This window comes from Streptomyces sp. DSM 116795, from assembly GCF_055792905.1.
In genome coordinates this window covers 1464865-1487061 of record NZ_CM147707.1, presented here as the reverse complement: position 1 = coordinate 1487061, position 22197 = coordinate 1464865, and the positions used below count along the sequence as shown (strand labels likewise).

At 70.9% G+C, this 22197-nt stretch carries 22 protein-coding genes and 1 pseudogene; 16 read left to right on the top strand and 7 right to left on the bottom strand.

Annotated elements, in window-relative coordinates:
- The first annotated feature begins 15 nt into the window (after positions 1 to 15).
- Complete coding sequence (locus tag ACSMXX_RS06370) at positions 16 to 858, top strand: sulfurtransferase (protein ID WP_473183063.1); 843 nt, start codon at positions 16 to 18, stop codon at positions 856 to 858.
- Between the two features lie 93 nt (positions 859 to 951).
- Here ACSMXX_RS06370 and sepH read toward each other — a convergent pair whose 3' ends face one another.
- Both sepH and ACSMXX_RS06360 read right to left on the bottom strand, forming a co-directional pair.
- A complete protein-coding gene (sepH, locus tag ACSMXX_RS06365; protein WP_473183062.1) occupies positions 952 to 2049 on the bottom strand; it encodes a septation protein SepH in 1098 nt (365 codons plus the stop codon).
- A gap of 663 nt (positions 2050 to 2712) precedes the next feature.
- On the bottom strand, positions 2713 to 4080 hold the full coding sequence (locus tag ACSMXX_RS06360) for a D-arabinono-1,4-lactone oxidase (protein ID WP_473183061.1): 1368 nt from the start codon (positions 4078 to 4080) through the stop codon (positions 2713 to 2715).
- A gap of 154 nt (positions 4081 to 4234) precedes the next feature.
- Here ACSMXX_RS06360 and ACSMXX_RS06355 point away from each other — a divergent pair, with 154 nt between their 5' ends.
- Positions 4235 to 5410, top strand: coding sequence for a ferrochelatase (locus ACSMXX_RS06355; RefSeq protein ID WP_473183060.1), 1176 nt, complete (start codon positions 4235 to 4237; stop codon positions 5408 to 5410).
- A 119-nt stretch (positions 5411 to 5529) separates the two neighbouring features.
- A complete protein-coding gene (locus ACSMXX_RS06350; RefSeq protein WP_473183059.1) occupies positions 5530 to 6339 on the top strand; it encodes an inositol monophosphatase family protein in 810 nt (269 codons plus the stop codon).
- Between the two features lie 202 nt (positions 6340 to 6541).
- On the opposite strand, the gene ACSMXX_RS06345 is transcribed toward ACSMXX_RS06350, so the two are convergent.
- Positions 6542 to 6715, bottom strand: coding sequence for a hypothetical protein (locus ACSMXX_RS06345; RefSeq protein WP_171904292.1), 174 nt, complete (start codon positions 6713 to 6715; stop codon positions 6542 to 6544).
- 342 nt (positions 6716 to 7057) lie between these two features.
- On the opposite strand from ACSMXX_RS06345, the gene ACSMXX_RS06340 reads away from it, so the two are divergent.
- The 4 genes from ACSMXX_RS06340 (at position 7058) to ACSMXX_RS06325 (ending at position 10623) form a co-directional block, all read left to right on the top strand.
- Positions 7058 to 7711: a response regulator transcription factor gene (locus ACSMXX_RS06340; protein ID WP_473183058.1), complete on the top strand. Its 654-nt coding sequence runs from the start codon at positions 7058 to 7060 to the stop codon at positions 7709 to 7711.
- Between the two features lie 5 nt (positions 7712 to 7716).
- Positions 7717 to 9000 (top strand): sensor histidine kinase, encoded by a 1284-nt coding sequence (locus tag ACSMXX_RS06335; protein WP_473183057.1) that lies wholly within the window; start codon positions 7717 to 7719, stop codon positions 8998 to 9000.
- A gap of 443 nt (positions 9001 to 9443) precedes the next feature.
- Positions 9444 to 9743 carry a DUF4193 domain-containing protein gene (locus tag ACSMXX_RS06330; protein ID WP_473183056.1) on the top strand — a complete coding sequence of 100 codons (300 nt, stop codon included), beginning with the start codon at positions 9444 to 9446 and terminating at the stop codon, positions 9741 to 9743.
- Between the two features lie 196 nt (positions 9744 to 9939).
- Positions 9940 to 10623, top strand: coding sequence for a hypothetical protein (locus ACSMXX_RS06325; protein ID WP_473184662.1), 684 nt, complete (start codon positions 9940 to 9942; stop codon positions 10621 to 10623).
- A gap of 112 nt (positions 10624 to 10735) precedes the next feature.
- Here the strand turns inward: ACSMXX_RS06325 and ACSMXX_RS06320 are convergent, their stop codons facing one another.
- The gene (locus tag ACSMXX_RS06320) at positions 10736 to 11224 is read right to left on the bottom strand and encodes a DUF3093 domain-containing protein (protein WP_473183055.1); all 489 of its coding nucleotides are present in this window, start codon (positions 11222 to 11224) and stop codon (positions 10736 to 10738) included.
- A gap of 161 nt (positions 11225 to 11385) precedes the next feature.
- Between ACSMXX_RS06320 and ACSMXX_RS06315 the strand changes: the two genes are divergently transcribed.
- From ACSMXX_RS06315 to ACSMXX_RS06295, 5 genes are all read left to right on the top strand, one after another.
- Positions 11386 to 11949, top strand: a complete 564-nt coding sequence (locus ACSMXX_RS06315; protein ID WP_473184661.1) for a PaaI family thioesterase — start codon at positions 11386 to 11388, stop codon at positions 11947 to 11949.
- Between the two features lie 20 nt (positions 11950 to 11969).
- Positions 11970 to 12467: a dUTP diphosphatase gene (dut, locus tag ACSMXX_RS06310; protein WP_473184660.1), complete on the top strand. Its 498-nt coding sequence runs from the start codon at positions 11970 to 11972 to the stop codon at positions 12465 to 12467.
- 1 nt (position 12468) lies between these two features.
- The gene (locus ACSMXX_RS06305; protein WP_473183054.1) at positions 12469 to 13254 is read left to right on the top strand and encodes a DUF3710 domain-containing protein; all 786 of its coding nucleotides are present in this window, start codon (positions 12469 to 12471) and stop codon (positions 13252 to 13254) included.
- 178 nt (positions 13255 to 13432) lie between these two features.
- Positions 13433 to 13843: an OB-fold nucleic acid binding domain-containing protein gene (locus tag ACSMXX_RS06300; RefSeq protein ID WP_473183053.1), complete on the top strand. Its 411-nt coding sequence runs from the start codon at positions 13433 to 13435 to the stop codon at positions 13841 to 13843.
- Between the two features lie 4 nt (positions 13844 to 13847).
- The gene (locus tag ACSMXX_RS06295; protein WP_473183052.1) at positions 13848 to 14771 is read left to right on the top strand and encodes a DUF3159 domain-containing protein; all 924 of its coding nucleotides are present in this window, start codon (positions 13848 to 13850) and stop codon (positions 14769 to 14771) included.
- Between the two features lie 82 nt (positions 14772 to 14853).
- Here ACSMXX_RS06295 and ACSMXX_RS06290 read toward each other — a convergent pair whose 3' ends face one another.
- Entirely contained in the window at positions 14854 to 15525 is a 672-nt protein-coding gene (locus ACSMXX_RS06290; RefSeq protein ID WP_079123449.1) for a potassium channel family protein, read from the bottom strand.
- Between the two features lie 34 nt (positions 15526 to 15559).
- Positions 15560 to 16228, bottom strand: a complete 669-nt coding sequence (locus ACSMXX_RS06285) for a potassium channel family protein (protein ID WP_473183051.1) — start codon at positions 16226 to 16228, stop codon at positions 15560 to 15562.
- A gap of 78 nt (positions 16229 to 16306) precedes the next feature.
- On the opposite strand from ACSMXX_RS06285, the gene ACSMXX_RS06280 reads away from it, so the two are divergent.
- Together ACSMXX_RS06280 and ACSMXX_RS06275 are read left to right on the top strand one after the other, a co-directional pair.
- The gene (locus tag ACSMXX_RS06280; RefSeq protein WP_473184659.1) at positions 16307 to 18424 is read left to right on the top strand and encodes an APC family permease; all 2118 of its coding nucleotides are present in this window, start codon (positions 16307 to 16309) and stop codon (positions 18422 to 18424) included.
- A 114-nt stretch (positions 18425 to 18538) separates the two neighbouring features.
- Positions 18539 to 19891, top strand: coding sequence for a class I SAM-dependent RNA methyltransferase (locus tag ACSMXX_RS06275; RefSeq protein ID WP_473183050.1), 1353 nt, complete (start codon positions 18539 to 18541; stop codon positions 19889 to 19891).
- Positions 19892 to 20353: 462 nt separating this feature from the next.
- On the opposite strand, the gene ACSMXX_RS06270 is transcribed toward ACSMXX_RS06275, so the two are convergent.
- On the bottom strand, positions 20354 to 21058 hold the full coding sequence (locus ACSMXX_RS06270; protein ID WP_473183049.1) for a DUF2470 domain-containing protein: 705 nt from the start codon (positions 21056 to 21058) through the stop codon (positions 20354 to 20356).
- A 175-nt stretch (positions 21059 to 21233) separates the two neighbouring features.
- Here ACSMXX_RS06270 and ACSMXX_RS06265 point away from each other — a divergent pair, with 175 nt between their 5' ends.
- Positions 21234 to 21899, top strand: a complete 666-nt coding sequence (locus tag ACSMXX_RS06265; protein ID WP_473183048.1) for an SIP domain-containing protein — start codon at positions 21234 to 21236, stop codon at positions 21897 to 21899.
- A gap of 131 nt (positions 21900 to 22030) precedes the next feature.
- Positions 22031 to 22185 (top strand): annotated as a pseudogene (locus ACSMXX_RS06260) (GNAT family N-acetyltransferase); the annotation flags it as partial.
- Positions 22186 to 22197 lie beyond the last annotated feature (12 nt).

Below are 22197 nucleotides of genomic sequence, written 5' to 3'. Positions count from 1 at the left end.
AGTGAAAATGGCGGCATGACAGTCATCACTTCCGCATCAGCTCTTGCGGACGAACTCGCCGCCGGCGAGCCCCCGGTGCTCCTCGACGTCCGCTGGCAGCTCGGCGGCCCTGACGGCAGGCCCGACTACGAGGCAGGCCATCTGCCCGGAGCCGTCTACGTCGACCTGGACTCCGAACTGGCCTCTCCGCCGGGCGTGTCGGGCCGCCATCCCCTGCCCGTCCCGGAGGTCTTCGAGGCGGCAATGCGTCGCGCGGGCGTCTCCGGTGACCGCCCCGTTGTCGTCTACGACGGCGGTACGGGCTGGGCCGCGGCGCGTGCCTGGTGGCTGCTGCGCTGGGCCGGTCACGGCGACGTCCGGGTACTGGACGGCGGCCTGGCCGCATGGGACGGGCCCCTGGAGGCGGGCGAAGTCACGCCCGAGCAGGGCGACTTCACCGCCCGCCCGGGAGCGCTTCGCGTCCTGGACGCGGACGGCGCGGCGGCGCTGGCCCGGCGCGGGGTTCTGCTGGACGCGCGGGCCGCCGAGCGGTATCGGGGCGATGCCGAGCCGATCGACCCGGTCGGCGGTCACATCCCGGGCGCCGTGTCCGCGCCGACGGCGGAGAACGTACAGGACGCCGAACGCGAGGGAGCGCCGCTGCTGCGTTCCCCGGGCGAACTGCGCGACCGATTCCGGGAGTTGGGCGTCACCGACGCGACCGAGGTCGGCGTCTACTGCGGCTCGGGCGTCTCGGCGGCCCATGAGGTCCTCGCCCTGGCTCAGGCGGGCATCGACGCGGTCCTGTACCCGGGCTCCTGGAGCGAATGGTCGGCCGACCCCGCCCGGCCGGTCGCCACAGGACCGGAACCAGGCTGATGAGCGACCGCTGATTGCGCGCCGACCGGTCCGCCGCCGACGACGGTCCCGCGCCCCGCCGCAGCGTCCGCGCGGCGCCGGGGCGCGTGTCCGTCAGTCCTTCTTGCGGCGGGTGCCGAAGACGATCTCGTCCCAACTGGGCACCGCGGCACGGCGACCGGGGCGCACACCGTCCGCCTCGGCCTGCCGGTCGGTGTTCCCCTTCAGCCGGTCGCGGTGCGCGCTGACCGAGCGCGGCATCAGCACGTCCGCGTACGCGGAACCGGCGCCCGCCGCCGTCGCCGGAGGCTCGACGGCCTCCTCCTCTTCTTCCGCCTCACGCTCGTCCTCGGACGAGGTCTCCGTCTCCGACGGGGACGAGGTGTGAGCGGCGGAGGCAGGGGCGCCCTGCTGCTCCGGCACGACCATGTCGCCCCGGAAGTTCGGCACGGCCTCCAACAGGCTTGTCAGCGAGTCGGGTTGGTCGCCGTCCCCGTCCGCGCCTTCGCCCGACGGGCCGCCGCCGGAGAAGCCGGCGGGCTCCAGCTCCGCGCGGTCTCCGCCGCGCTCGCCCTTGTCGCCGCGCTCCCTGGGGAGCCTTGCGATCCGCGGCACGAACGGGGTGCTGGGCTCGGGGGTGTCGTCGGTCTCGCCGATGAGCGAGCGGGCCTCGTCGTCGACGGCCTGTACGAGCCGGCGCGGCGGGTCGTACGTCCAGGTCGCGGAGTGCGGCTGACCGGCCACGCGGTAGGCGAGCAGCACTTCCCAGGTGCCGTCGTCGCGTCTCCAGGAGTCCCAGTGCACCGCGTCCTTGTCGGCGCCGCGCAGCAGCAGCCGCTCGGCCACGGCCTCGCCGAGCTGAGGTCCGGCGTTCTCCCCGGGGCGGCGGACCGGCGTCTTGCGTGCGCGCTCGGCCATGAACGCGCGCTCGGCCAGTACGGGGCCCTCGAAGCGGCGTACGCGGTCGACGGGGATGCCCGCGAGCTGTGCGACCTCCTCAGCGGAGGCACCGGCCCGTATGCGCGCCTGGATGTCGCGGGGACGCAGGTGGCTCTCGACCTCGATCTCGATCTGGCCGAGACGTGCGCGGTCGTTGCGTACGGCGGCGCGCAGCCGCTCGTCAATCGGAAGCGTGTATTCCGTGCTGTCGGCAGCTTTGAGCACCAGACGTGTGCCGTCGTTGCTGACGGCCACGACACGCAGTTCGGGCATGTGAACCTCCCGGGTGGTGCCTGCCGACATCACGTGCGTCGCTGCTCCCGCTGGACGAGTGTGGCCTGCCCGTGTGCGGCTTGCCACAACCTTGCCGACCTGTCCCACGTCCGGGACCTTCCCGGAACCGCATGCGGCACGGTTATCACTTCGCAACGCATAGTGACCGTCCTCGTCACCTGTGCTGCCTGAGCCGGGTCTGAGCCGAGGCCAGGGCTCGTCACACTACTCCATTAGGGCCACGGGGGTGGACCGGCACGCCGTTCAAATTGCTCGCGGGGAAAGGGGTTTGAGGCCCGGACAGGTCTTGAAGGGGCGTTCACGGGTGGCCAGAGTCACAGAACCGCCCGGAACGGAACCATTGCCTTCGGATACTGCCCACTTGGAGGCACGTTATGAACGGATCGCCCATCGCCGGGTGTTGACAGGCCGGCCCGGCAAGTCCCCCGGACCGGGGACCACTTCGGACGAACCGCCGAGCCGTTCGGCACGCGCACGGGTGCGCCGGGGGCGGACGGAGGCAGAGCCCCGGCGAACGGAGCGGTGGCATGCTCCCCCCGGCTGCACCGGGGACCTCCCGGGGGCACCGCCGAGTCACTGGCCGGAATGGAACCGCCGGCCGGAACCGCCGGCCCGAACCACCGGCACCCGTGCGGGATTCCGTCACTCGCCGAGCACGCGCCGCAGATAGTCGTTGCCGAAGACGCGATCCGGGTCGAGCCTGTCGCGGACCCTGGTGAATTCCGCGAAGCGCGGATAGGACGACGCGAGATACGCGACCTCCCGTGAGTGGATCTTGCCCCAGTGCGGACGCCCACGGTGCACCGTCATGATCCGCTCGGCCTCCGTGAAGTACGCCTCGTGCGGCGAGCCCCGGTACATGTGCACCGCGATGTACGCCGTCTCACGTCCGTGCGCCGTCGAGAGCGGGATCCCGTCCGCCGGCGCCGTACGCACCTCGACCGGGAAGCTGACGTGCAGGCGGGAGCGTTCGATGAGCTGCTTCAGCTCGCGCAGCGCCGGAACGAGCGCCTGACGCGGCAGGGCGTACTCCATCTCGATGAAACGCACGCGCCGGGGGCTGGTGAAGACCCGGTAGGGGATGTCGGTGTACGTACGGGCCGAGAGGGCCCGGCCGGCGATGCGGGCCATGGACGGCACCACGGCCGGTGCCGCCGCGCCCAGCGAACAGACGCCCTGGAAGACGCCGTTGGAGAGCAGCTCGTCGTCGATCCAGCCGCGCACACGGGGCAGCGGATCAGCCGGTCCGTCGCTGCGGTTGTTGCGCTTGGTGTTGCAGCTGTCGGTGTGCGGGAACCAGTAGAACTCGAAGTGCTCGTTCTCGGCCACGAGTTGATCGAAGTCGCCGGTGACCCTGTCGAACGCCATCGGTTCCTCGCGCGCGGTCAGCAGGAACTCCGGTTCGACGGAGAACGTCAGCTCGCTGATCACCCCGAGGGCGCCGAGCCCGAGCCGTGCCGCTGCGAAGACCTCCGCGTTCTCCCGCTCCGAGCAGCGCAGCACCGACCCGTCCGCGCACACCAGCTCCAGCCCGGTGACCTGCGCCGCGAGCGACGCCGACGTACGGCCCGTGCCGTGTGTCCCCGTGCTGACGGCACCGGAGGCCGTCTGCTCCATGATGTCGCCCATGTTGGTCAGCGACAGTCCGGCTGCCGCCAGCGTCTCGTTGAGGTGCTGCAGCGAGGTTCCGGCGGCGACCGTCACCGTGCCGGCGTCGCGGTCCAACTCCCGGACTCCGACGAGGCGTTCGGGCCGGATCAGCATTCCGTCCGTGGCCGCCGCGGCCGTGAAGGAGTGCCCGGTGCCCACTGCCTTGACGCGCAGCCCTTCCTCGGCGGCGCGGCGTACCGCTTCCGCCAGCGCCCCGGTGGTGGAGGGCGAGACGGTGCGTGCGGGGGCCATGGCGACGTTCCCGGCCCAGTTGCGCCAGGTCGTGCGGGTGCCCTTCGCCGGCCGGTCCACTTGGGCCGGCCGGCTGCTCCGGCCGCTGCTCGTCGGCTGCGCGCTCATCAGGCCGTGCCCCCTCTCGCGGTGACATCGGATCATACTCACGGTCCAGGGCCCGTACGGCCGAGGGTTCCGCGGGAGGCGGGACGGGGGGCGGGAGCCGGGTAGCCGGGAGCCGGGAGGCGCCCCGCAGACCCCGGGATGGCAGGATCGGGACATGTCCGATGTGCTCGATGCCGGTGGCGCTGCCGACGACTCAGCCGGCGTTTCCGCCTCCGATGGTGCCCGTCCCTACGACGCCCTGCTGCTGTTGTCGTTCGGAGGTCCGGAGGGCCCCGACGACGTCGTGCCGTTCCTGGAGAACGTCACCCGGGGGCGCGGCATCCCGCGCGAGCGCCTCGCCGAAGTCGGCGAGCACTACTTCCTCTTCGGCGGTGTCAGCCCGATCAACGCGCAGTGCCGGACGCTGATGGACGCCCTGCGCAAGGACTTCGCCGAGCAGGGCGTCGAACTCCCCGTGTACTGGGGCAACCGCAACTGGGCGCCGTATCTGACCGACACCCTGCGCGAGATGGCGCGCGACGGCCGGCACCGCGTGCTGACGTTCGCGACCAGCGCCTACGCCTCGTACTCCGGATGCCGTCAGTACCGGGAGAACCTCGCAGAGGCGCTGGCCGCCCTCGAAGCGGAGGGGGTCCGGACGCCCCGCGTCGACAAGCTGCGCCACTTCTTCAACCACCCGGGCTTCGTCGAGCCGGTCGCCGACGGCGTCGTCGCCGCGCTGGAAGCGCTGCCCGCGCGGGTGCGGGAGGGCGCGCATCTCGCCTTCACCACCCACTCCATTCCCACCTCCGCCGCCGACACCTCGGGGCCGCCCGGGCAGCACGGCGCCGGGGGTGCGTACGTCGCACAGCATCTGGACGCCGCCCGGTTCGTCGCCTCCGCCGTGGCGGAGCGTACGGGCACCGAGCGGCCCTGGCGGCTGGTGTACCAGTCGCGCAGCGGTCCTCCTTCGGTGCCGTGGCTGGAGCCGGACATCTGCGACCACCTGGAGACCCTGCACACGCAGGGCGCGCCGGGGGCCGTGATGGTGCCGATCGGCTTCGTCTCGGACCACATGGAGGTCCTCTACGACCTCGACACCGAGGCCACCGCCAAAGCCGCGGAGCTCGGGCTGCCCGTGACCCGGTCCGCGACCGTCGGCGCGGACCCGCGTTTCACGGCCGCCGTACGCGAACTGGTTCTGGAGCGCGCGGCCGCAGAGCGTGGCGCGCGTCCCGAACGGTGCGCTGTCGGCACCCTTGGACCCAGCCACGACGTGTGCCCAGTGGGCTGCTGCCCGGGCCGTACGGCGAAACCCGCCGCCGCGGGAGCGGACAGCCCCTTCGCGTGAGGCAGCGCGACCGGACACCCTCAGCGCACTTCACGCGTAAGGCCGCCGCCTCCCGAGCAGGAAGCAAGGGTGGGAAACACACGCGACCCGCAGGACCAGAGCACCGAGCAAGGAGAATCGTGAGCGCCCAGGTCGACCAGCTCAAGGCCGAACTCCTCGAACTCGCCCTGGAGGCCGCCCACCGCGCCGGTGCCCTCCTCCACGACGGACGCCCCGCGGACCTGGAGGTCTCCGCGACCAAGTCCAGTTCCGTGGACGTGGTCACGGAGATGGACCTCGCCTCCGAGAAGCTGATCACCGGATATCTCTCGGAGCGCCGTCCCGACGACGCCTTCCTCGGCGAGGAGGGCGCGTCCTCGTCCGGCACGAGCGGCGTCCGCTGGATCGTCGATCCACTCGACGGCACTGTGAACTACCTGTACGGGCTTCCCGGCTGGGCCGTCTCCATCGCCGCCGAGTTCGAAGGGGAGACCGTCATCGGCGTCGTCGAGTCGCCGCCCCGCCGCGAGACCTTCCGTGCCGCGCTCGGCCACGGCGCCTTCTGCAACGCCCAGCCCCTCCGCTGCCGCCCGGCGCCCCCGTTCGACCAGGCCCTCGTCGCCACCGGCTTCAACTACGTGGCCGAGCGCCGCGCCGCCCAGGCGGAACTGGTGCGGCAGTTGATCCCCCGCGTCCGCGACATCCGCCGCTCCGGCTCTGCCGCCGTCGATCTGTGCGATGTCGCCGCCGGGCGGCTCGACGCCTTCTACGAGCGTGGGCTGCACGCCTGGGACCTGGCCGCCGGCGACCTCATCGCGCGTGAGGCGGGAGCTCGTACCGGCGGACGCCCCGGTCTGGCACCGGACGGCGAACTGGCCGTCGCGGCCTCGCCGGGTGTCTTCGAGATCCTCCAGCCGCTGCTCGACCGCCTCGGCGCCTGGCACGACTGAGCCGCGCGGCGCCGTTCCGACGGCCCGGCCCAGCCTGCCCCTGCGCACAGCGGCGTCCCGGTCATGAGTGAGCCCGGACATGAGTGAGCCCCGGGGCGGGGGGCTCCCGGGGCTCATCGTCCGTATGCGGTCGGGTGCGGGCGGCGGCTTCGAACGGGGAAGGGAAGAACCGAAAGGCCGGTCGAATCCGCGGGCCGGGCGTTCAGACCGAGCCGGCGCCGATCTCCACGCCGTGCTCGGCGGCGATCCGGTGGAGGTCTTCCAGCTCCGACTGTTCGACGTCCACGAGGAAGTCGTCGCCCGACTCACGAGCGCGGCTGAGGTCGCTCTCGGTGTTCTGTATGCGCTGCAGAAGTCCGGCAGTGAACGCGTCCATGGTGCGCCCCCTCGTCATGGGTCGGTGGCACGGGGTGTGTGCCGAGGGTTCTGTCGATCATGATCACGAGGTGCTCCCTGGCTGGACGGTCGGCTGCCGGAGCGACCGATCTCTCGGCCGGGGTGGCAAGCCGCCTACAGGGCGTGATCGCGGGGTGTGCCCCTCGTCCTCCCCCTCCGCAACCTCAGAGAAACCTCAAGTCCCGAAAATTCTCGCGGGCCGCCGGCGACCTGGCTCTTACCGACGATTTACCGACGTACGGGGCAGGATTGCAGCATCACAGCAAGTCGCCGCACGGCTCGTGTGCGGGCGGAATTCAGCACCCAGGAAGGAAAAGGTGCCGTGCGCGTACTCGTCGTCGAGGACGAACAGCTGCTCGCCGACGCCGTCGCCACCGGGCTCCGCAGGGAAGCCATGGCAGTCGACGTGGTCTACGACGGATCAGCGGCCCAGGAACGCATCGACGTCAACGACTACGACGTCGTCGTCCTCGACCGCGATCTCCCCCTCGTGCACGGCGACGACGTCTGCCGCAGCATCGTCGAACTCGGCCTGCCCACGAGAGTGCTGATGCTCACCGCCTCCGGCGACGTCAGCGACCGGGTCGAGGGCCTGGAGATCGGTGCGGACGACTATCTGCCCAAGCCGTTCGCGTTCTCCGAACTGGTCGCGCGCGTACGGGCGCTCGGCCGCCGTGCCACCTCCCCGCTGCCGCCGGTGCTGGAGCGCGCCGGCATCCGGCTCGACCCGAACCGGCGCGAGGTCTTCCGTAACGGCTCGGAGATTCAGCTCGCCCCGAAGGAGTTCGCAGTGCTGGAGGTGCTGATGCGCGGGGAGGGCACCGTCGTCTCCGCCGAGCAGCTGCTGGAGAAGGCCTGGGACGAGAACACCGACCCCTTCACCAACGTCGTACGAGTCACCGTGATGACGCTGCGCCGCAAGCTCGGCGAGCCGCCCGTGATCCTCACCGTTCCCGGCGCCGGATACAGGATCTGATCGCCATGGCCGCCCACACGACCCCCTCGGGGCCGGCGGAGCCCCGGCAGCAGCCCTCGTCCGGGCCCGCCTCGGCGCCGCCGAAGCCCACCTGGGACCCGGGGGAGCCCGCTCGTCCGTACCCCTGGCTGCGTCCGACGATCCGGATACGGCTCACGCTGCTGTACGGCGGCATGTTCCTCATCGCGGGAATGGTGCTGCTCACCCTGATCTATCTGCTCGCGGCCGAGGCGCTGCACGAGGGCAGCAAGCTTCCCTTCCGCATCCTCAACGCCAACGCACAGCTCACCTCCGACAGTTGCCCCGGCCTGACGGGCACGCTGCCGAGCGAGCAGTTCATGGAACGGCTCGGCGAATGCACCGACGCACAGCGCGCCGTCGCCCTGGACGAGCTGCTGCAGCGCTCCCTGATGGCGCTGCTCGGCCTCGCCGTGGCCGCCTTCGCCTTCGGTTACGTGATGGCGGGGCGGGTTCTCTCGCCGCTGGGACGCATCACCCGCACCGCACGCCAGGTCGCCAGCTCGGATCTGCACAAGCGGATCGAGCTGGAGGGCCCGGACGACGAGTTGAAGGAGCTGTCGGACACCTTCGACGAGATGCTGGACAGGCTCGACCGCGCCTTCACCGCCCAGCAGCGCTTCGTGGCGAACGCCTCCCACGAGCTGCGCACGCCACTCGCGATCAACCGCACGCTGCTGGAGGTCCAGCTCTCCGACCCGGAGGCCTCGCAGGACCTGCAGCAGCTCGGCAAGACCCTCCTCGCCACCAACGAGCGCAGCGAACAGCTGGTGGAAGGGCTGTTGCTGCTCGCGCGCAGCGAGAACGAGATCGTCGACCGCAAGCCCGTGGACCTCGCAGAGGTCGCCGGCCGCGCCGTCGAGCAGGTGCGCGCTGAGGCGGACGGCAAGGGGGTCGAGCTGCGCGGAGCGCGGCAGCCGGTGTACGTACAGGGGAACGGGGTGCTTCTGGAGCGCGTCGCCCTCAACCTCGTGCAGAACGCGGTGCGTTACAACCGCCAGGAGGGCGGATGGGTCTCCGTCGCCACGGAGCCCCTGCCCGGCCACGCGATGCTGCTGGTCGAGAACACGGGCCCGGCCGTCCCGGCCTACGAGGTCGACAACCTCTTCGAGCCCTTCCGGCGGCTGGGCGGGGACCGTACGGGCAGCGACAGGGGAGTGGGGCTCGGCCTGTCGATCGTCCGCTCGGTGGTGCGGGCGCACGGCGGCACGGTGACCGCGGAGGGGCGGGAGGAGGGCGGCCTTGCGCTGCGCGTCGTGCTGCCTGTCTGAGTTTCCGCAGCGGCGTCCGTACCGGGGCATGCACAGACGGTTCCGGGGAACCGGGCCCGCGAGGGTAACTGCCCGGGTTCGCTATATGCGGAATTTTGTCCGGCGGCGCACACCGGACGGGTCTGTGATCGATCACACACGCGATTTTCCCGCTGCCCACCCACGGTGATCTCGTTACGGGAAGAATTACCGGAAAATCCAGGTTTCCGCAGGTGGAGATCGTGGGCAGTACCCGGGGTGCGTGCGCGCAGCGCGAGCAGGGGACCGTTTAAGGTCCTCCTCGGCAGCCGACGCGATCACCTCTTCAGGGGCGCGGTTGGGTGTCGATTGAGTAACAGACCTTGATGTGAGGCAAAATCTCCGCCTCAGGTCGGGCACAAGTCCGGCCTCTCACGCGTTACGTGCGCTGGAGACACCAAAGAAACCCAGAGGGGGAGAGCGAAATGGCAACGGACTACGACACCCCACGCAAGACCGATGACGACGTCAATGAAGACAGCATCGAGGAGCTGAAGGCCCGGCGGAACGACAAGTCGGCGTCCAACGTCGACGTCGACGAGTTCGAGCAGGCCGAAGGCCTGGAGCTGCCCGGCGCGGATCTCTCCAACGAGGAGCTGTCCGTACGGGTCCTGCCGCGTCAAGCCGACGAGTTCACGTGCATGAACTGCTTCCTCGTCCATCACCGGTCGCAGCTCGCCGCTGAGAAGAACGGCCAGCCCGTCTGCCGCGACTGCGCGGCCTGAGCGGAGCGGGGCTGCCGTAGTGGCGGACGACACGCGTGACGACGAGCGAGGCGAGCCCGACCAGCGGACCTCGCTCGTGCCTGTCCCCGCGAAGTCGCGTCAACGCTCGCGTCTGCCGTGGCCGCGCAAGGGGGGCGGCGGCGCAGCGGGGGGCAGCGACGTCGAGGTGCGCGCTGACGCGAACGAGGAAGACACGGTGAAGCAGCGCGGCAACGGAAGGGTGCGCGCCTTCCTGGGCCTCGTCGCCGACCGTGTGATCGAGACGGCTCCGCGTATCCCCGTACGGGACATGGAGACGCTGCGCCACCAGTTCCCCGGCCTGGGCCGGGAGGAGATCGCCGACAAGCTGGTGGCCGGAGCGGTGCGCGGCTCGGCGACCGTCGGAGCCGGGGTCGGAGCCGCCGCGATGCTGCCGGTGCCGCCGGCGATGCCCGCCGAGCTGGCCGCCGAGATCGTCGGTGTGGCTTCCGTCGAGCTGAAGCTCATCGCGGAGCTGCACGAGGTGTACGGACACCGTCCGCCCGGCAACGTGAAGCAGCGGGCAGCCGCCTACCTCGGGGCGTGGACCTCCGAACGCGGCATCGACATCACCAGACCCACCACGCTGAACGCCGCCCTCGGCGGCCAGATGAAGCGCGAGCTGCGGCAGCAGCTGCTCAAGCGCACCGTGCGCAATCTCCCCAACCTGACGCCCTTCATGGTCGGCGCCGCGGTCGGCGCGGTCATGAACAGCCGGGACACCAAGAAGATCGCGGAGAAGATCCGCGAGGACCTGCGTGCCTCCGGCAACGGCTGGGAGGTGCTGCCGCTCGACGGCGGCGCACGCCGGGACGGCACCGGACCGGCCGGCAGGCCCGCCCTGCCGCCCTCCGCGGACTGACTCCGCGCCTGGGCGGGCCCTGCGTCCCGCGAGCCCTCGCGGGCCCTTCAGGCCCTTCAAGGCGCCGTGCGGCTCGCAACGCCCAGTGCAGTTCTCCAGGGCCCCGGAAACGTCATTCCTGCCCCGGTCGCGGTTCCGCGGCGGTGGAGGAGGCGGCCGAGGCCAGCGCGTCGGCCAGTCGCTTCGGCGTACGCGACGACAGAAAGACGTACGGCGTCGGATCGGCCGGATCCGTCACCTCCACACGCACCGCGGTCCGGATGTAGCTGCGCAGCAGCATGTGCGCACGCGGATCCGCCTTGTGCGTGCGCCAGGCGAAGGCCTCCTCCTCGTCCAGCACATGCGCCGTTCCCAGCGCCGACAGCGGTACGCGTGCGTCTCCCGCGACGAGCGAGTCCCCGAGGACGCGGATGCGCGCGGAGCCGTACGAGCTGACGGCCACAGCGGCCAGGACGCCCGCCGCCGCCAGCCCGCCGAGCATCGGCAGCACACCGAGGGGCAGCATCACCAGCGCGCCCCCGACACCGGTGAGGGCGGCGATGAGCCACCAGGAGCGGGGAGCCGTGAGGCGTTCGTCGTAGGGCCGTTCCCGAGCAACCATGCGCCCAGCCTGTCACGCGCCGCCGGCTGCCCACGGGCGGGATCCGCGGGCCTTCGGCGCCCTTGGGCGGCAACCCGGCGGTAAGGTCTGCACACGTGAGTACAGCCCGACCGCGGAACGCGCCCGAGACCGAGGGCCGCCCCGATCCGCCCAAGACACCGCTGACGCCGCCGTCCGGCGCCGCCGCAGCGGTACGGCACCCCGACGCCCCGGCGCCAGGAGAGCTTCTCGGCTCCCACTACGAGCACTGTTTCGGCTGCGGCGGCGCACAGTCGCACGGCCTGCACCTGGAGGTCAGGGCCGGCGAAGGCGTGGACGTCACCGCCGAGTTCAGGGTGCGTCCCGTACACCAGGGCGCTCCCGGACTCGCACACGGCGGCGTGCTCTCCACGGCACTGGACGAGACGATGGGCTCGCTCGGCTGGCTCATGCACATGATCGTGGTGACGGGACACCTGCAGACGGACTTCGTCCGCCCCGTCCCGGTCGACACCGTGCTCCACCTGAGCGCGGCGGTCGCCGCCGTGGACGGCCGCAAGGTCTTCACCAGGGCGACGGGCAGGATCGGCAGCCCAGACGGACCCGTTGCCGTGCGCGCCGAGGCCCTGTTCATCAAGGTGGACGTCGAGCACTTCACCGACCACGGGCGGGACGAGGAGATCCAGGCCGCCATGGCCGATCCCGACCAGGTCCGGCGCGCACGGGCTTTCGAGGTGAACCCGTGAACGGGACGCCCGTCGACGTCATGCTGCGGCGCCTGGACCCGGGCGTCCCCGTTCCCGCGTACGCACACCCCGGCGACGCGGGCTGCGACCTCGTCACGACCGAGGCTGCCGAACTCGCACCCGGCGAGCGCGCGGTACTGCCCACGGGCATCGCCATCGCGCTCCCCGAGGGCTTCGCGGCGTTCGTGCACCCGCGCTCCGGGCTGGCCGCCCGCTGCGGCGTCTCCTTGGTCAATGCACCCGGAACCGTCGACGCCGGGTACCGTGGAGAGATCAAGGTGATCGTGGCCAATCTTGATCCGCGCCAGACCGTGCGGTTCGAGCGTCTCGACCGCATTGCCCAACTCGTCGTCCAGCAGGTGGAGAAGGTGCGTTTCCACGAGGTGGCGGAGTTGCCGGGCTCGGCGCGGGCCGCGGGGGGATTCGGCTCCACAGGCGGTCACAGCGAGGCCGCCGCACATCAGAATGACTACGTTCCGGTCGGAGCCGACCGGCATTCCGACCTGAGAGGACAGTGACGTGTTCGGACGTCGTCGCAAGAAGAGCGAAGAGCCTGAGACGGGCACCTCGGACGACTTCGGCTCGTACGGGCAGGAGGCCGAGGATGCCGGTTCCGCCGACGCGGTCACGGACGCCGAAGCGACGCGCGTGAAGCTGCCGCCGGCGCCCCGCCCCGACGGTCCCTGGGACGTCAGCGAGGTCACTGATCCGGGCAGCGGCCGTGTGAACCTCGGCGGTGTCTACGTACCCGGCGTGGAGGGCATGGAACTGCGCGTCGAGGTCGCCGGCGAGTCGATCGTCGCCGCCACGCTCGTCGTGCAGGACAGCGCACTCCAGCTGCAGGCGTTCGCCGCCCCGAAGCGCGAGGGCCTCTGGGAAGAGGTACGCGAGGAGATCGCGACCGGCATCACCAAGCAGGGCGGCGTGATCGACGAGGTCGAGGGCCCGCTGGGCTGGGAGCTGCGCGCTCAGGTCCCGGTGCAGCTCCCGGACGGTACGAACGGGGTCCAGGTCGTGCGCTTCGTCGGCGTCGACGGTCCGCGCTGGTTCCTGCGGGGCGTGATCTCCGGGCAGGGCGCGGTCCAGCCGCAGACGGGCGGGCTGCTGGAGCAGGTCTTCCGCGACACGGTCATCGTGCGCGGGGAGTCGCCCATGGCTCCGCGCGACCCGATCGTCCTCAAGCTGCCGGAGGACGCCCAGATGGTGCCGGACGGCGTCCAGCAGGAGACCGTCGAGGAGGGCTCGCGCTTCGCGGGCGGCCTCGACAAGCTGCAGCGCGGACCGGAGATCACCGAGGTGCGCTGACCGCTCCACGCCACGACCGCACCGCGGTCCCGCCGCACCGGATGACGGAAGACGGAACGAGCCGCCGCGTGCCCGCAGGAAGCGGGCCGCGGCGGCTCGTCGGCGTCGGGGACGCCGTCTCCCCGTGCTACGGCCACGGGCCCCATGGGCGACCGGCCGCACCGGTACGCTTGCAGGCATGAGTGGCGCCACCCGAGCAGAGAAGGCACAGCGCGGTGAAGGCGGGCGCTTCAAGCGTTTCCTGGAGCGGCTGTCCTCGTCCGAGGAGGATCTGCACTCGCAGGAGCTGCGGCAGGAGGCCGACAGCACCGGCTGCACCCGCATCGCGGCATGCGGCGACCGTCAGATCGTTCGCGTGACAGGTACTCTGCGCACGGTCACCCTGCGCCCGCGGGCCGGGGTGCCGACGCTGGAGGCGGAGCTGTTCGACGGCTCCGCCGCCCTGGACGTGGTCTGGCTGGGGCGCCGCGCCATCGCGGGCATCGAGCCGGGCCGCAGCCTGACGGCGTGGGGGCGGATATCGATGAATCACGGCCGCCCGGTGATGTTCAACCCGAAGTACGAGTTGCGACCCCTCGGACAGGAGTAGCTGGGTGACCCCCCTCGACAAGCCGACCGCGGACGGAGCCGGAGCGCGGACCGGTACAGGCCCCGAAGCCGGAACGGGATCCGAAGCCGGGAACGGGGCCGACGGTGCGGCGGTCGCCCCCCGCGCCGTCACCGAAGCCGCCCTCTTCGAAGCCTTCGGCGGGCTCCGTGGCCTGGTGGAGACGACCCTTCCCGGCCTGCTCTTCATCTCCTGGTACACGTTCAACAAGGACATCCACTCCGCGGCGCTGACGGCTCTCGCCATCTCAGCGCTGCTCGGGGTCCTCCGGCTGGTCCGCCGCGACACCGTCAAGCACGCCTTCAGCGGGGTCTTCGGCGTCGCCTTCGGTGTGCTCTTCGCGATGATGACCGGCAACGCCAAGGACTTCTATCTGCCCGGCATGTTCTACGGGCTGGGTCTGGCTCTCGCGTACATCATCACTGCGGCCGCCGGGGTGCCCCTGCTGGGGCTCGTGCTCGGACCGGTCTTCAAGGAGAACCTCTCCTGGCGGAAGAGGAACCCGGGCCGCAAGAAGGCGTACACGAAGGCCAGTTACGCCTGGGGACTCATCCTGCTCGGCAAGTCCGCCATCCTCTTCCCGCTGTACCTGTGGGGAGACACCACCCGGTTCGGCTGGGTCACGGTGGCGCTGAAGATCCCGCCGTTCCTGCTTGCCGTCTATCTGACGTGGATCTTCCTGGCGAAGGCCCCCGCGCCCATCAACGTCATCGCGGAGATGGAGGCGGAGGAGAAGGCCGAGAAGGAGCGCGAGGAGCGGCAGAAGCAGGAGGCGGAGCAGCGCAGAACGCTCGCCGCGATCGGCGACGACTTCACCGACGAGGCCTCACGCGCCCTGCTCGCCGAGTCCGAACGGGTACGGGACGATCCCGGCTCCGGGGCCGGACCGGGCGGACGGCACCGCCGCTGACGGCCGCTCACCGCTGAGCAGGCCCCCGGCCCCCGGGCCGCGGCGCTTTCACGACGCCGGCGCGGGCTACGGAAGCGGGGGGCTACGACGGTTCGCCGCGCACCGAGAGCAGGTCCTCCAGTTGCTCCTCGCGCGCGGGCGCGGCCACGAACAGCAGCTCGTCGCCGACCTCCAGCGCGTCGTCGCTGTCCGGCACCAGCACCCGGTTGCCCCGGATGATGGTGACCAGAGCGGTGTCCTCGGGCCACGTCACGTCGCCCACACGCGTCCCGGCCAGTGCGGCCTCCGGCGGCAGCGTCAGCTCGACCAGGTTCGCGTCGCCCTGCGAGAAGCGCAGCAGCCGTACCAGGTCGCCCACGCTCACGGCCTCCTCGACGAGCGCCGACATCAGCCGCGGCGTCGAGACGGCGACGTCGACGCCCCACGACTCGTTGAACAGCCATTCGTTCTTGGGGTTGTTGACGCGTGAGACCACGCGCGGAACCCCGTACTCCGTCTTGGCGAGCAGCGACACCACCAGGTTGACCTTGTCGTCGCCGGTGGCCGCGATCACGACGTTGCAGCGCTCCAGGGCGGCCTCGTCGAGCGAGGTGATCTCGCACGCGTCGGCCAGCAGCCACTCCGCCTGCGGCACCCGCTCCACCGAGATCGCCGTCGGTGCCTTGTCGATGAGCAGCACCTCGTGCCCGTTCTCCAGCAGCTCGCCCGCGATCGAGCGGCCCACGGCGCCCGCGCCCGCAATGGCTACCCTCATCGGAGAAGTCCCCTGTTCGCTGTGCGTACGCCGGTCACGAGCGCCCCTCCTCGGGACCCGTCGCGAAGACGGCCTCCACCTGATCGATCTGATCGCTGCGCATCATCACATGCACCAGATCGCCTTCCTGCAGCACCGTCTCCGATGTCGGCAGCATCGCCTCGCCCACCCTGGTGAGGAAGGCGACCCGCACTCCGGCCTCCTCCTGCAGTCTGCTGACCCGGTGGCCCACCCAGTCCGAGGAGGTGTGCACCTCGGCGAGCTGCACCCCGCCGCTTGGATCCCGCCACAGCGGCTCCGAGCCGGAGGGCAGCAGCCTGCGCAGCATCTGGTCGGCCGTCCAGCGGACGGTGGCCACCGTGGGGATGCCCAGGCGCTGGTAGACCTCGGCCCGCTTGGGGTCGTAGATGCGGGCCGCGACGTGCTCGATGCCGAACATCTCCCGCGCGACCCGTGCCGCGATGATGTTGGAGTTGTCACCGCTGCTGACGGCGGCGAACGCGCCGGCCTCCTCGATCCCGGCCTCCCGCAGGGTGTCCTGGTCGAAGCCCACTCCGGATACCCGGCGCCCGCCGAAGCCCGATCCCAGGCGGCGGAAAGCCGTCGGGTCCTGGTCCACGACCGCGACGGTATGGCCCTGCTGTTCCAGCGCCTGTGCGAGCTCGGCACCAACCCTGCCGCAGCCCATGATCACAACATGCACGCCCGTCCCTCTCGTCACATACAGCGGGCCGTCTCAGGATCGCACGACCGACCGCATACGATCCCTCCCGTGCCTAGGATGACCCATCTCCCGAAGCGGCTACTGCTCGGGCGTGCGCTCCGCAGCGACCGGCTGGCCGAAACACTGCTGCCCAAGCGGATCGCGCTGCCCGTCTTCGCCTCCGACCCGCTGTCGTCGGTGGCGTACGCGCCGGGAGAGGTTCTCCTCGTCCTGTCGGTCGCCGGCGTCTCCGCCTACCACTTCAGCCCGTGGATCGCAGTCGCCGTCGTGGTGCTGCTGTTCACCGTCGTCGCCTCGTACCGGCAGAACGTACGCGCGTACCCCTCGGGGGGCGGTGACTACGAGGTCGCCACGACGAACATGGGCAGGCGCGCCGGGCTGACCGTCGCGAGCGCGCTGCTCGTCGACTACGTGCTGACCGTCGCCGTGTCCATCTCCTCCGGGGTGGAGAACCTCGGCTCCGCCGTGCCGTTCATCGTCGAGCACAAGACCCTGGTGGCCGTCGTCATCATCGTGCTGCTGACGCTGATGAACCTGCGCGGCGTACGGGAGTCGGGCAAGCTCTTCGCCATCCCCACCTACTGCTTCGTGGTGGGCGTCTTCGCGATGATCCTCTGGGGCGTCATACGCGGGGCCGTGCTCGGCGAGGACATGCGGGCGCCCACGGCCGACTTCGAGATCCATGCCGAAGAGAGCGGCGGACTCACGGGGTTCGCCCTCGCCTTCCTGCTCCTGCGGGCCTTCTCCTCCGGCTGTGCCGCCCTGACGGGCGTCGAGGCGATCAGCAACGGAGTGCCCGCCTTCCGCAAGCCCAAGTCCCGCAACGCGGCCAACACCCTCGCCATGATGGGCCTGATCGCGGCCGTCATGTTCGGCGGCGTGATCGTCCTGGCCCTCGCCACCGACGTGAAGATGGCGGAGAACCCGGCAACGGACCTGCTCATCAACGGGCGTCCCGCCGGCTCCGATTACACGCAGAACCCGGTCATCTCGCAGGTGGCCGCCGCGGTCTTCGGCGACGGCACCCTCCCCTTCATCTTCCTCGCGGCCGCCACCGCGCTCGTGCTCTTCCTCGCCGCCAACACCGCCTACAACGGCTTCCCGCTGCTCGGTTCGATCCTGGCCCAGGACCGTTATCTGCCGCGGCAGTTGCACACCCGCGGCGACCGTCTCGCCTTCTCCAACGGCATTGTGCTGCTGGCCGGGGCCGCCGCCATACTCGTCGTGGTCTACAACGCCGACTCCACCCGCCTCATCCAGCTCTACATCGTCGGCGTCTTCGTCTCCTTCACGCTCAGCCAGATCGGCATGGTCCGGCACTGGAACCGGCTGCTCTCCGACGAGAACGACGTGACGGCGCGGCGCCGCATGTACCGCTCCAGGACCATCAACGCCTTCGGCGCCTTCTGCACGGGGCTCGTCCTGGTCGTCGTACTCGTGACCAAGTTCTCGCACGGCGCGTGGGTCTCGCTGCTGGGCATGCTGCTCTTCTACGGCGTGATGACCGCGATCCGCCGGCACTACGACCTCGTCGCCGAGGAACTCGCCGCCGACGACCCGGACGAGAAGCGCGTACGTCCCTCCCGTGTGCACTCCATCGTGCTCGTCTCCAAGACGCACAAGCCGACGCTGCGTGCGCTCGCGTACGCCCGGCTGATGCGTTCGGACACGCTGGAGGCCCTCACGATCAGCGTGGACGCCCAGGAGACGGCACAGCTGCGCAGGGAGTGGGAGGAGACGGGCATCGACGTGCCGCTGAAGATCCTCGACTCGCCCTACCGCGAGATCACGCGGCCCGTCATCGACTACGTCAAGCGGCTGCGCAGGGAGAACCCGCGAGACGTCGTCAGCGTCTACATCCCGGAGTACGTCGTGGGCCGCTGGTACGAGCAGCTACTGCACAACCAGAGTGCGCTGCGCCTCAAGGGCCGGCTGCTCTACACGCCCGGCGTGATGGTGACCTCCGTGCCCTGGCAGCTGGAGTCCTCCGAGGTGGCGCGCAAGCGCCTCAAGAAGCGCGCGGACTGGGCCGCGCCCGGTTCCGTACGGCGCGGGCCCACGGCACGTCCGGGAGCGGGACGCGGGAACGGCGGCGGTGGCGGCGGGACCGGCCCGGGCAGCGGAGGGAGCGGCGGGGGCACGACGACCGGGAAGCCGGGCGGCGACGGGCAGTAGACTGCACCGCTGCCCCCGCGTTCGCGCGTTCGCACCATCGCGCCGCCATCGCGCCGCCGTCCGGGCGGCCGCCGAGCCGGCGCCTCGATCCCGTACCTCTGGAGCTCACCCGTCATGCCGTCCGAAACCCCCGCAGACGCCCTTGCCCCCTCGCTCGTGGGCGAGGAGTACGAGGTCGAGATCGGCCCCGTCGCGCACGGCGGGCACTGCGTCGCCCGTACGGAGGCGGGGCGGGTGCTGTTCGTACGGCACACGCTCCCCGGCGAGCGCGTCGTCGCGCGCGTCACCGAGGGCCGCGAGGACTCCCGGTTCCTGCGCGCGGACGCCGTCGAGGTGCTGGAGGCGGCGAAGGACCGCATCCCCGCGCCCTGCCCCTTCTCAGGGCCGGGCCGCTGTGGCGGCTGCGACTGGCAGCACACCAAGCCCGGTGCGCAGCGGCGCATGAAGGGCGAGGTGCTGACCGAACAGCTGTGGCGGTTGGCGCAGTTGACCCCTCAGGACGTCTCGTGGGACGGCACCGTCGAGCCGGCGCCGGGCGACAAGGTGCCCGCGGGGGAGGTCCCGGCGTGGCGCACCCGTGTGCAGTTCGCGGTGGACGACGAGGGGCGTGCGGGGCTGCGGCGGCACCGCTCGCACGAGGTCGAGCCCGTCGACCGTTGCCTGATCGCCGCCCCGGGCGTGGAGGAACTGGGCGTCGAGCGCCGCGAGTGGCCGCAGATGGCCGGGGTCGAGGCGACGGCTGCCACCGGCTCGCAGGACCGGCAGGTCGTCCTCACACCGAAGCCCGGCGGGCGTCTGCCCATCGTCGAACTGGACCGTCCCGTCTCGGTGTTGAGGGCGGGGGAGCGCGGCAGCGACAAGGGTGTCCTGCACCGCGTGCACGGCCGTGACTTCGTGCGCGAGCGCGCCGACGGCCGTACGTGGCGGGTGGGCGCCGGCGGTTTCTGGCAGGTGCACCCGCAGGCGGCGGAGCTGCTCGTGGACGCGCTGATGCGCGGACTCACGCCGCGCAAGGGGGAGATGGCGCTCGACCTGTACTGCGGGGTCGGGCTCTTCGCGGGCGCCCTGGCCGACCGCGTCGGCGAGAGCGGGGCCGTACTCGGCATCGAGTCGTCCAAGCGGGCCGTGGAGGACGCCCGGCACAACCTCGCCGACTTCCCGAGGACCCGCGTCGAGCAGGGCAAGGTCGAGTCCGTACTGCCGCGCACGGGCATCGCCGAGGCGGACCTCGTCGTCCTGGACCCGCCGCGCGCGGGCGCGGGCAGGCAGACGGTGCGCCACATCGCGGGGCTGGGCCCGCGCCGCGTCGGCTATGTGGCGTGCGATCCGGCCGCGCTGGCCCGCGACTTGGACTACTTCCGCGACGCGGGGTACGTGCCGCGCTTCCTGCGCGCTTTCGATCTCTTCCCGATGACGCACCATCTGGAGTGCGTTGCGATTCTGGAACCGGCCGCGAAGGGCTCCTGATCTGCAGTTCCGCCGATGTGCATAAATGTGCGCTGCGGGCGCTGAGCCCAGGCCTTGACACCCGGGCACCGCTCCTCTCGGGCTCCGTGGACGGCACCGACTCGTCATCTGCCGTCTGATCGCCGCCCCTCAGCGGTACCTCCTTGATGAACCACGCGGCGAGGAAGCAGAGCAGGGCCGTGGCGCCGGTGACCAGAAAGACCGTATGTGTGCCGTCGGCCACCGTGTGTTCGTAGACCTCACGCACCGGGGCAGGCAGCCGCTCCAGCGATGCCGCGTCGAGTTGGGCGGGCTGCCCGCTGCCGCCTCCGAGTCCGGCAGCGGCACCTGCCTGCTGGGTCATGGTCTCGCGTCTCGAGCTGCGCGAGCAGGAAGAGGCCGACGGGGATGAGGGCGCCGCCGATGATCGGGTACGCGCGGTACCTGCCGGTGCGTGTGGTGGCACGTCCCGCGGACCCGGGATCAACTCAGCAGGTGGTTGGGACGGGAAGTGCGGCGGGCAGCGTCCAGCAGGGCCTGGATCCGGGAGTCGGCTTGGCCGGGATCCTTTGCCGGTGTCGTGAACGGCAGCCGGGCATCACGGTGGGCGTCGGGGTACTCAAGGCGCAATGTCATGCCGTACCGGTCCAGTGCCACCGGAACAGCGCGCAACATGCCCTTGTCCGGCTGCGGTCGCACGAGACGCAGAAGCGGTGGAACGCATTCGCCGTGGTCGTCCCAGAGATGCGTCAGCATGCTCGCCTCGCAGGTGGCCAAGGGATCCGGGGCCGTGGCCTGCAGTGCGTCGAGCGCTACGAACTCTCGTGCGCGGGAGTCTTCGAGGACCGCCTGGCCGAACTCCATACAGGTGCTCGCTGTGCCCTCCGGGTCGAACGGGGCCGACAGCATTCCGGTCAAGGTGACTCGAGCCCGTACGCGGTCGCGCACCGGTGTGGGTGCGATGTCGGTCAGCTGCAGTCGCACCGGGACTCGCATCCCGTCGCCGGGGGGAGGGACTTCGGGGGGCGCGTGAAGGTGGAAACCGCCCACCGCCTCCGTGCCGTGGAGTCGTTGCACCTCGGCATGAAGCCCGTCGCTCGCGACCGTCATCGAATGGGCCGCGACCAGGATCGACCGCACGCGTTCGGCGGGCGTCGGCTCTGTGGCACGGGTGCGGAAGGGGCGCATCCAAGTTCTCCCATGGCAGCCGGTCGGAGAGAGCGGGTAGCCACGCGGACGTGGCGTGATTAGGTTAGGCTAACCTAACATGACCTTGCCCGTAGTCACGCCAAGGGGGCGACGCATGGCCCGAGTTCCGAAGGTTCTCGCTGAGTACGCTCAGCGTCGCGGGTTCAGTACGGAGGTGACATCCGTTGAACGGCCTTCTCCCTCGCTGCTGCGCATCACCTTTCACAGCCCTTCATTGAAGTCCCGGACCGTCTCGCCGTGCGATGTCACCGCGTTCCGCGTACGCGCCAACGACTTCCGCCACTACACGCCCGAGTCGCACGACCCTGACGCCGGCACAGCCACGGTCCTGATTCACCACCACGGCCGCGCCGATGCCCCCGGACTCAGGCTGATCGAATCGCTTGCGCCGGGCAGCGAGATCATTTGGTGCGGGCTGGAGTCCGCGAGAAGTTTCCGCTGGAACTCGCCCCGTTCAGCATTCGCCATGGGGGACGCGAGCACGCTGGGGCTGATGGCGGCACTCGCTGAACGCGCGAACGCGGAGGATGCGCGCCTGCTGGTCGCCGTCGAGGCCGAGCCGTCGGACTGTGACTACGTACGCACAATGCTCCCCGAAGCAGTCGTTCTGCCCGCAGTCGAGGAGCCCGGTGCCGCCCTCGATGAGTGGCTCGGCGAAGCCGGCCGGCACCTCCGCGCACTCTCTCCCGAGACCGTGTATCTCGCCGGACACGGCGGCTCGATACAGCGGCAACGCGATGCGTTGCGCACGCGGCACGGGTTCGACCGACGTGCCATCCGCACCCAGCCGTATTGGGCGACCGGTCGCACCGGACTATGAGCACGCGGCCTCGCCGAGGCACGGTCCCTGCCGCGCATCGCGTACTTCGCTCCGGAGCCGCTCACGGCACTGTCACGACCGCTGTGATCAGGGCTTGCCCGTGATCCGCCGGTGCTGGCTGAGCTTCCGCCGTGAACGACGCCACGTATGGCATACGCATCAGACGGGGAAGTCCGGCCGACGCGCAGGCCGTTCTGGACATGCTCGACTCTGCGGTGGCGTGGATGAACGGTCGCGGCAACACCGAGCAGTGGGCACGACGCCGTATTCGCAGAGGCCAGGCGGGCCGGAAGAGGAC

Excerpts from the sequence above, each read along its gene's own strand:
- ACSMXX_RS06370 (WP_473183063.1), top strand. The coding sequence starts at position 16 with ATGACAGTCATCACTTCCGCATCAGCTCTTGCGGACGAACTCGCCGCC.
- sepH (WP_473183062.1), bottom strand. The coding sequence starts at position 2,049 with ATGCCCGAACTGCGTGTCGTGGCCGTCAGCAACGACGGCACACGTCTG.
- ACSMXX_RS06360 (WP_473183061.1), bottom strand. The coding sequence starts at position 4,080 with ATGAGCGCGCAGCCGACGAGCAGCGGCCGGAGCAGCCGGCCGGCCCAA.
- ACSMXX_RS06355 (WP_473183060.1), top strand. The coding sequence starts at position 4,235 with ATGTCCGATGTGCTCGATGCCGGTGGCGCTGCCGACGACTCAGCCGGC.
- ACSMXX_RS06345 (WP_171904292.1), bottom strand. The coding sequence starts at position 6,715 with ATGGACGCGTTCACTGCCGGACTTCTGCAGCGCATACAGAACACCGAG.
- ACSMXX_RS06335 (WP_473183057.1), top strand. The coding sequence starts at position 7,717 with ATGGCCGCCCACACGACCCCCTCGGGGCCGGCGGAGCCCCGGCAGCAG.
- ACSMXX_RS06330 (WP_473183056.1), top strand. The coding sequence starts at position 9,444 with ATGGCAACGGACTACGACACCCCACGCAAGACCGATGACGACGTCAAT.
- ACSMXX_RS06320 (WP_473183055.1), bottom strand. The coding sequence starts at position 11,224 with ATGGTTGCTCGGGAACGGCCCTACGACGAACGCCTCACGGCTCCCCGC.
- dut (WP_473184660.1), top strand. The coding sequence starts at position 11,970 with ATGCTGCGGCGCCTGGACCCGGGCGTCCCCGTTCCCGCGTACGCACAC.
- ACSMXX_RS06300 (WP_473183053.1), top strand. The coding sequence starts at position 13,433 with ATGAGTGGCGCCACCCGAGCAGAGAAGGCACAGCGCGGTGAAGGCGGG.
- ACSMXX_RS06290 (WP_079123449.1), bottom strand. The coding sequence starts at position 15,525 with ATGAGGGTAGCCATTGCGGGCGCGGGCGCCGTGGGCCGCTCGATCGCG.
- ACSMXX_RS06280 (WP_473184659.1), top strand. The coding sequence starts at position 16,307 with ATGACCCATCTCCCGAAGCGGCTACTGCTCGGGCGTGCGCTCCGCAGC.
- ACSMXX_RS06275 (WP_473183050.1), top strand. The coding sequence starts at position 18,539 with ATGCCGTCCGAAACCCCCGCAGACGCCCTTGCCCCCTCGCTCGTGGGC.
- ACSMXX_RS06270 (WP_473183049.1), bottom strand. The coding sequence starts at position 21,058 with ATGCGCCCCTTCCGCACCCGTGCCACAGAGCCGACGCCCGCCGAACGC.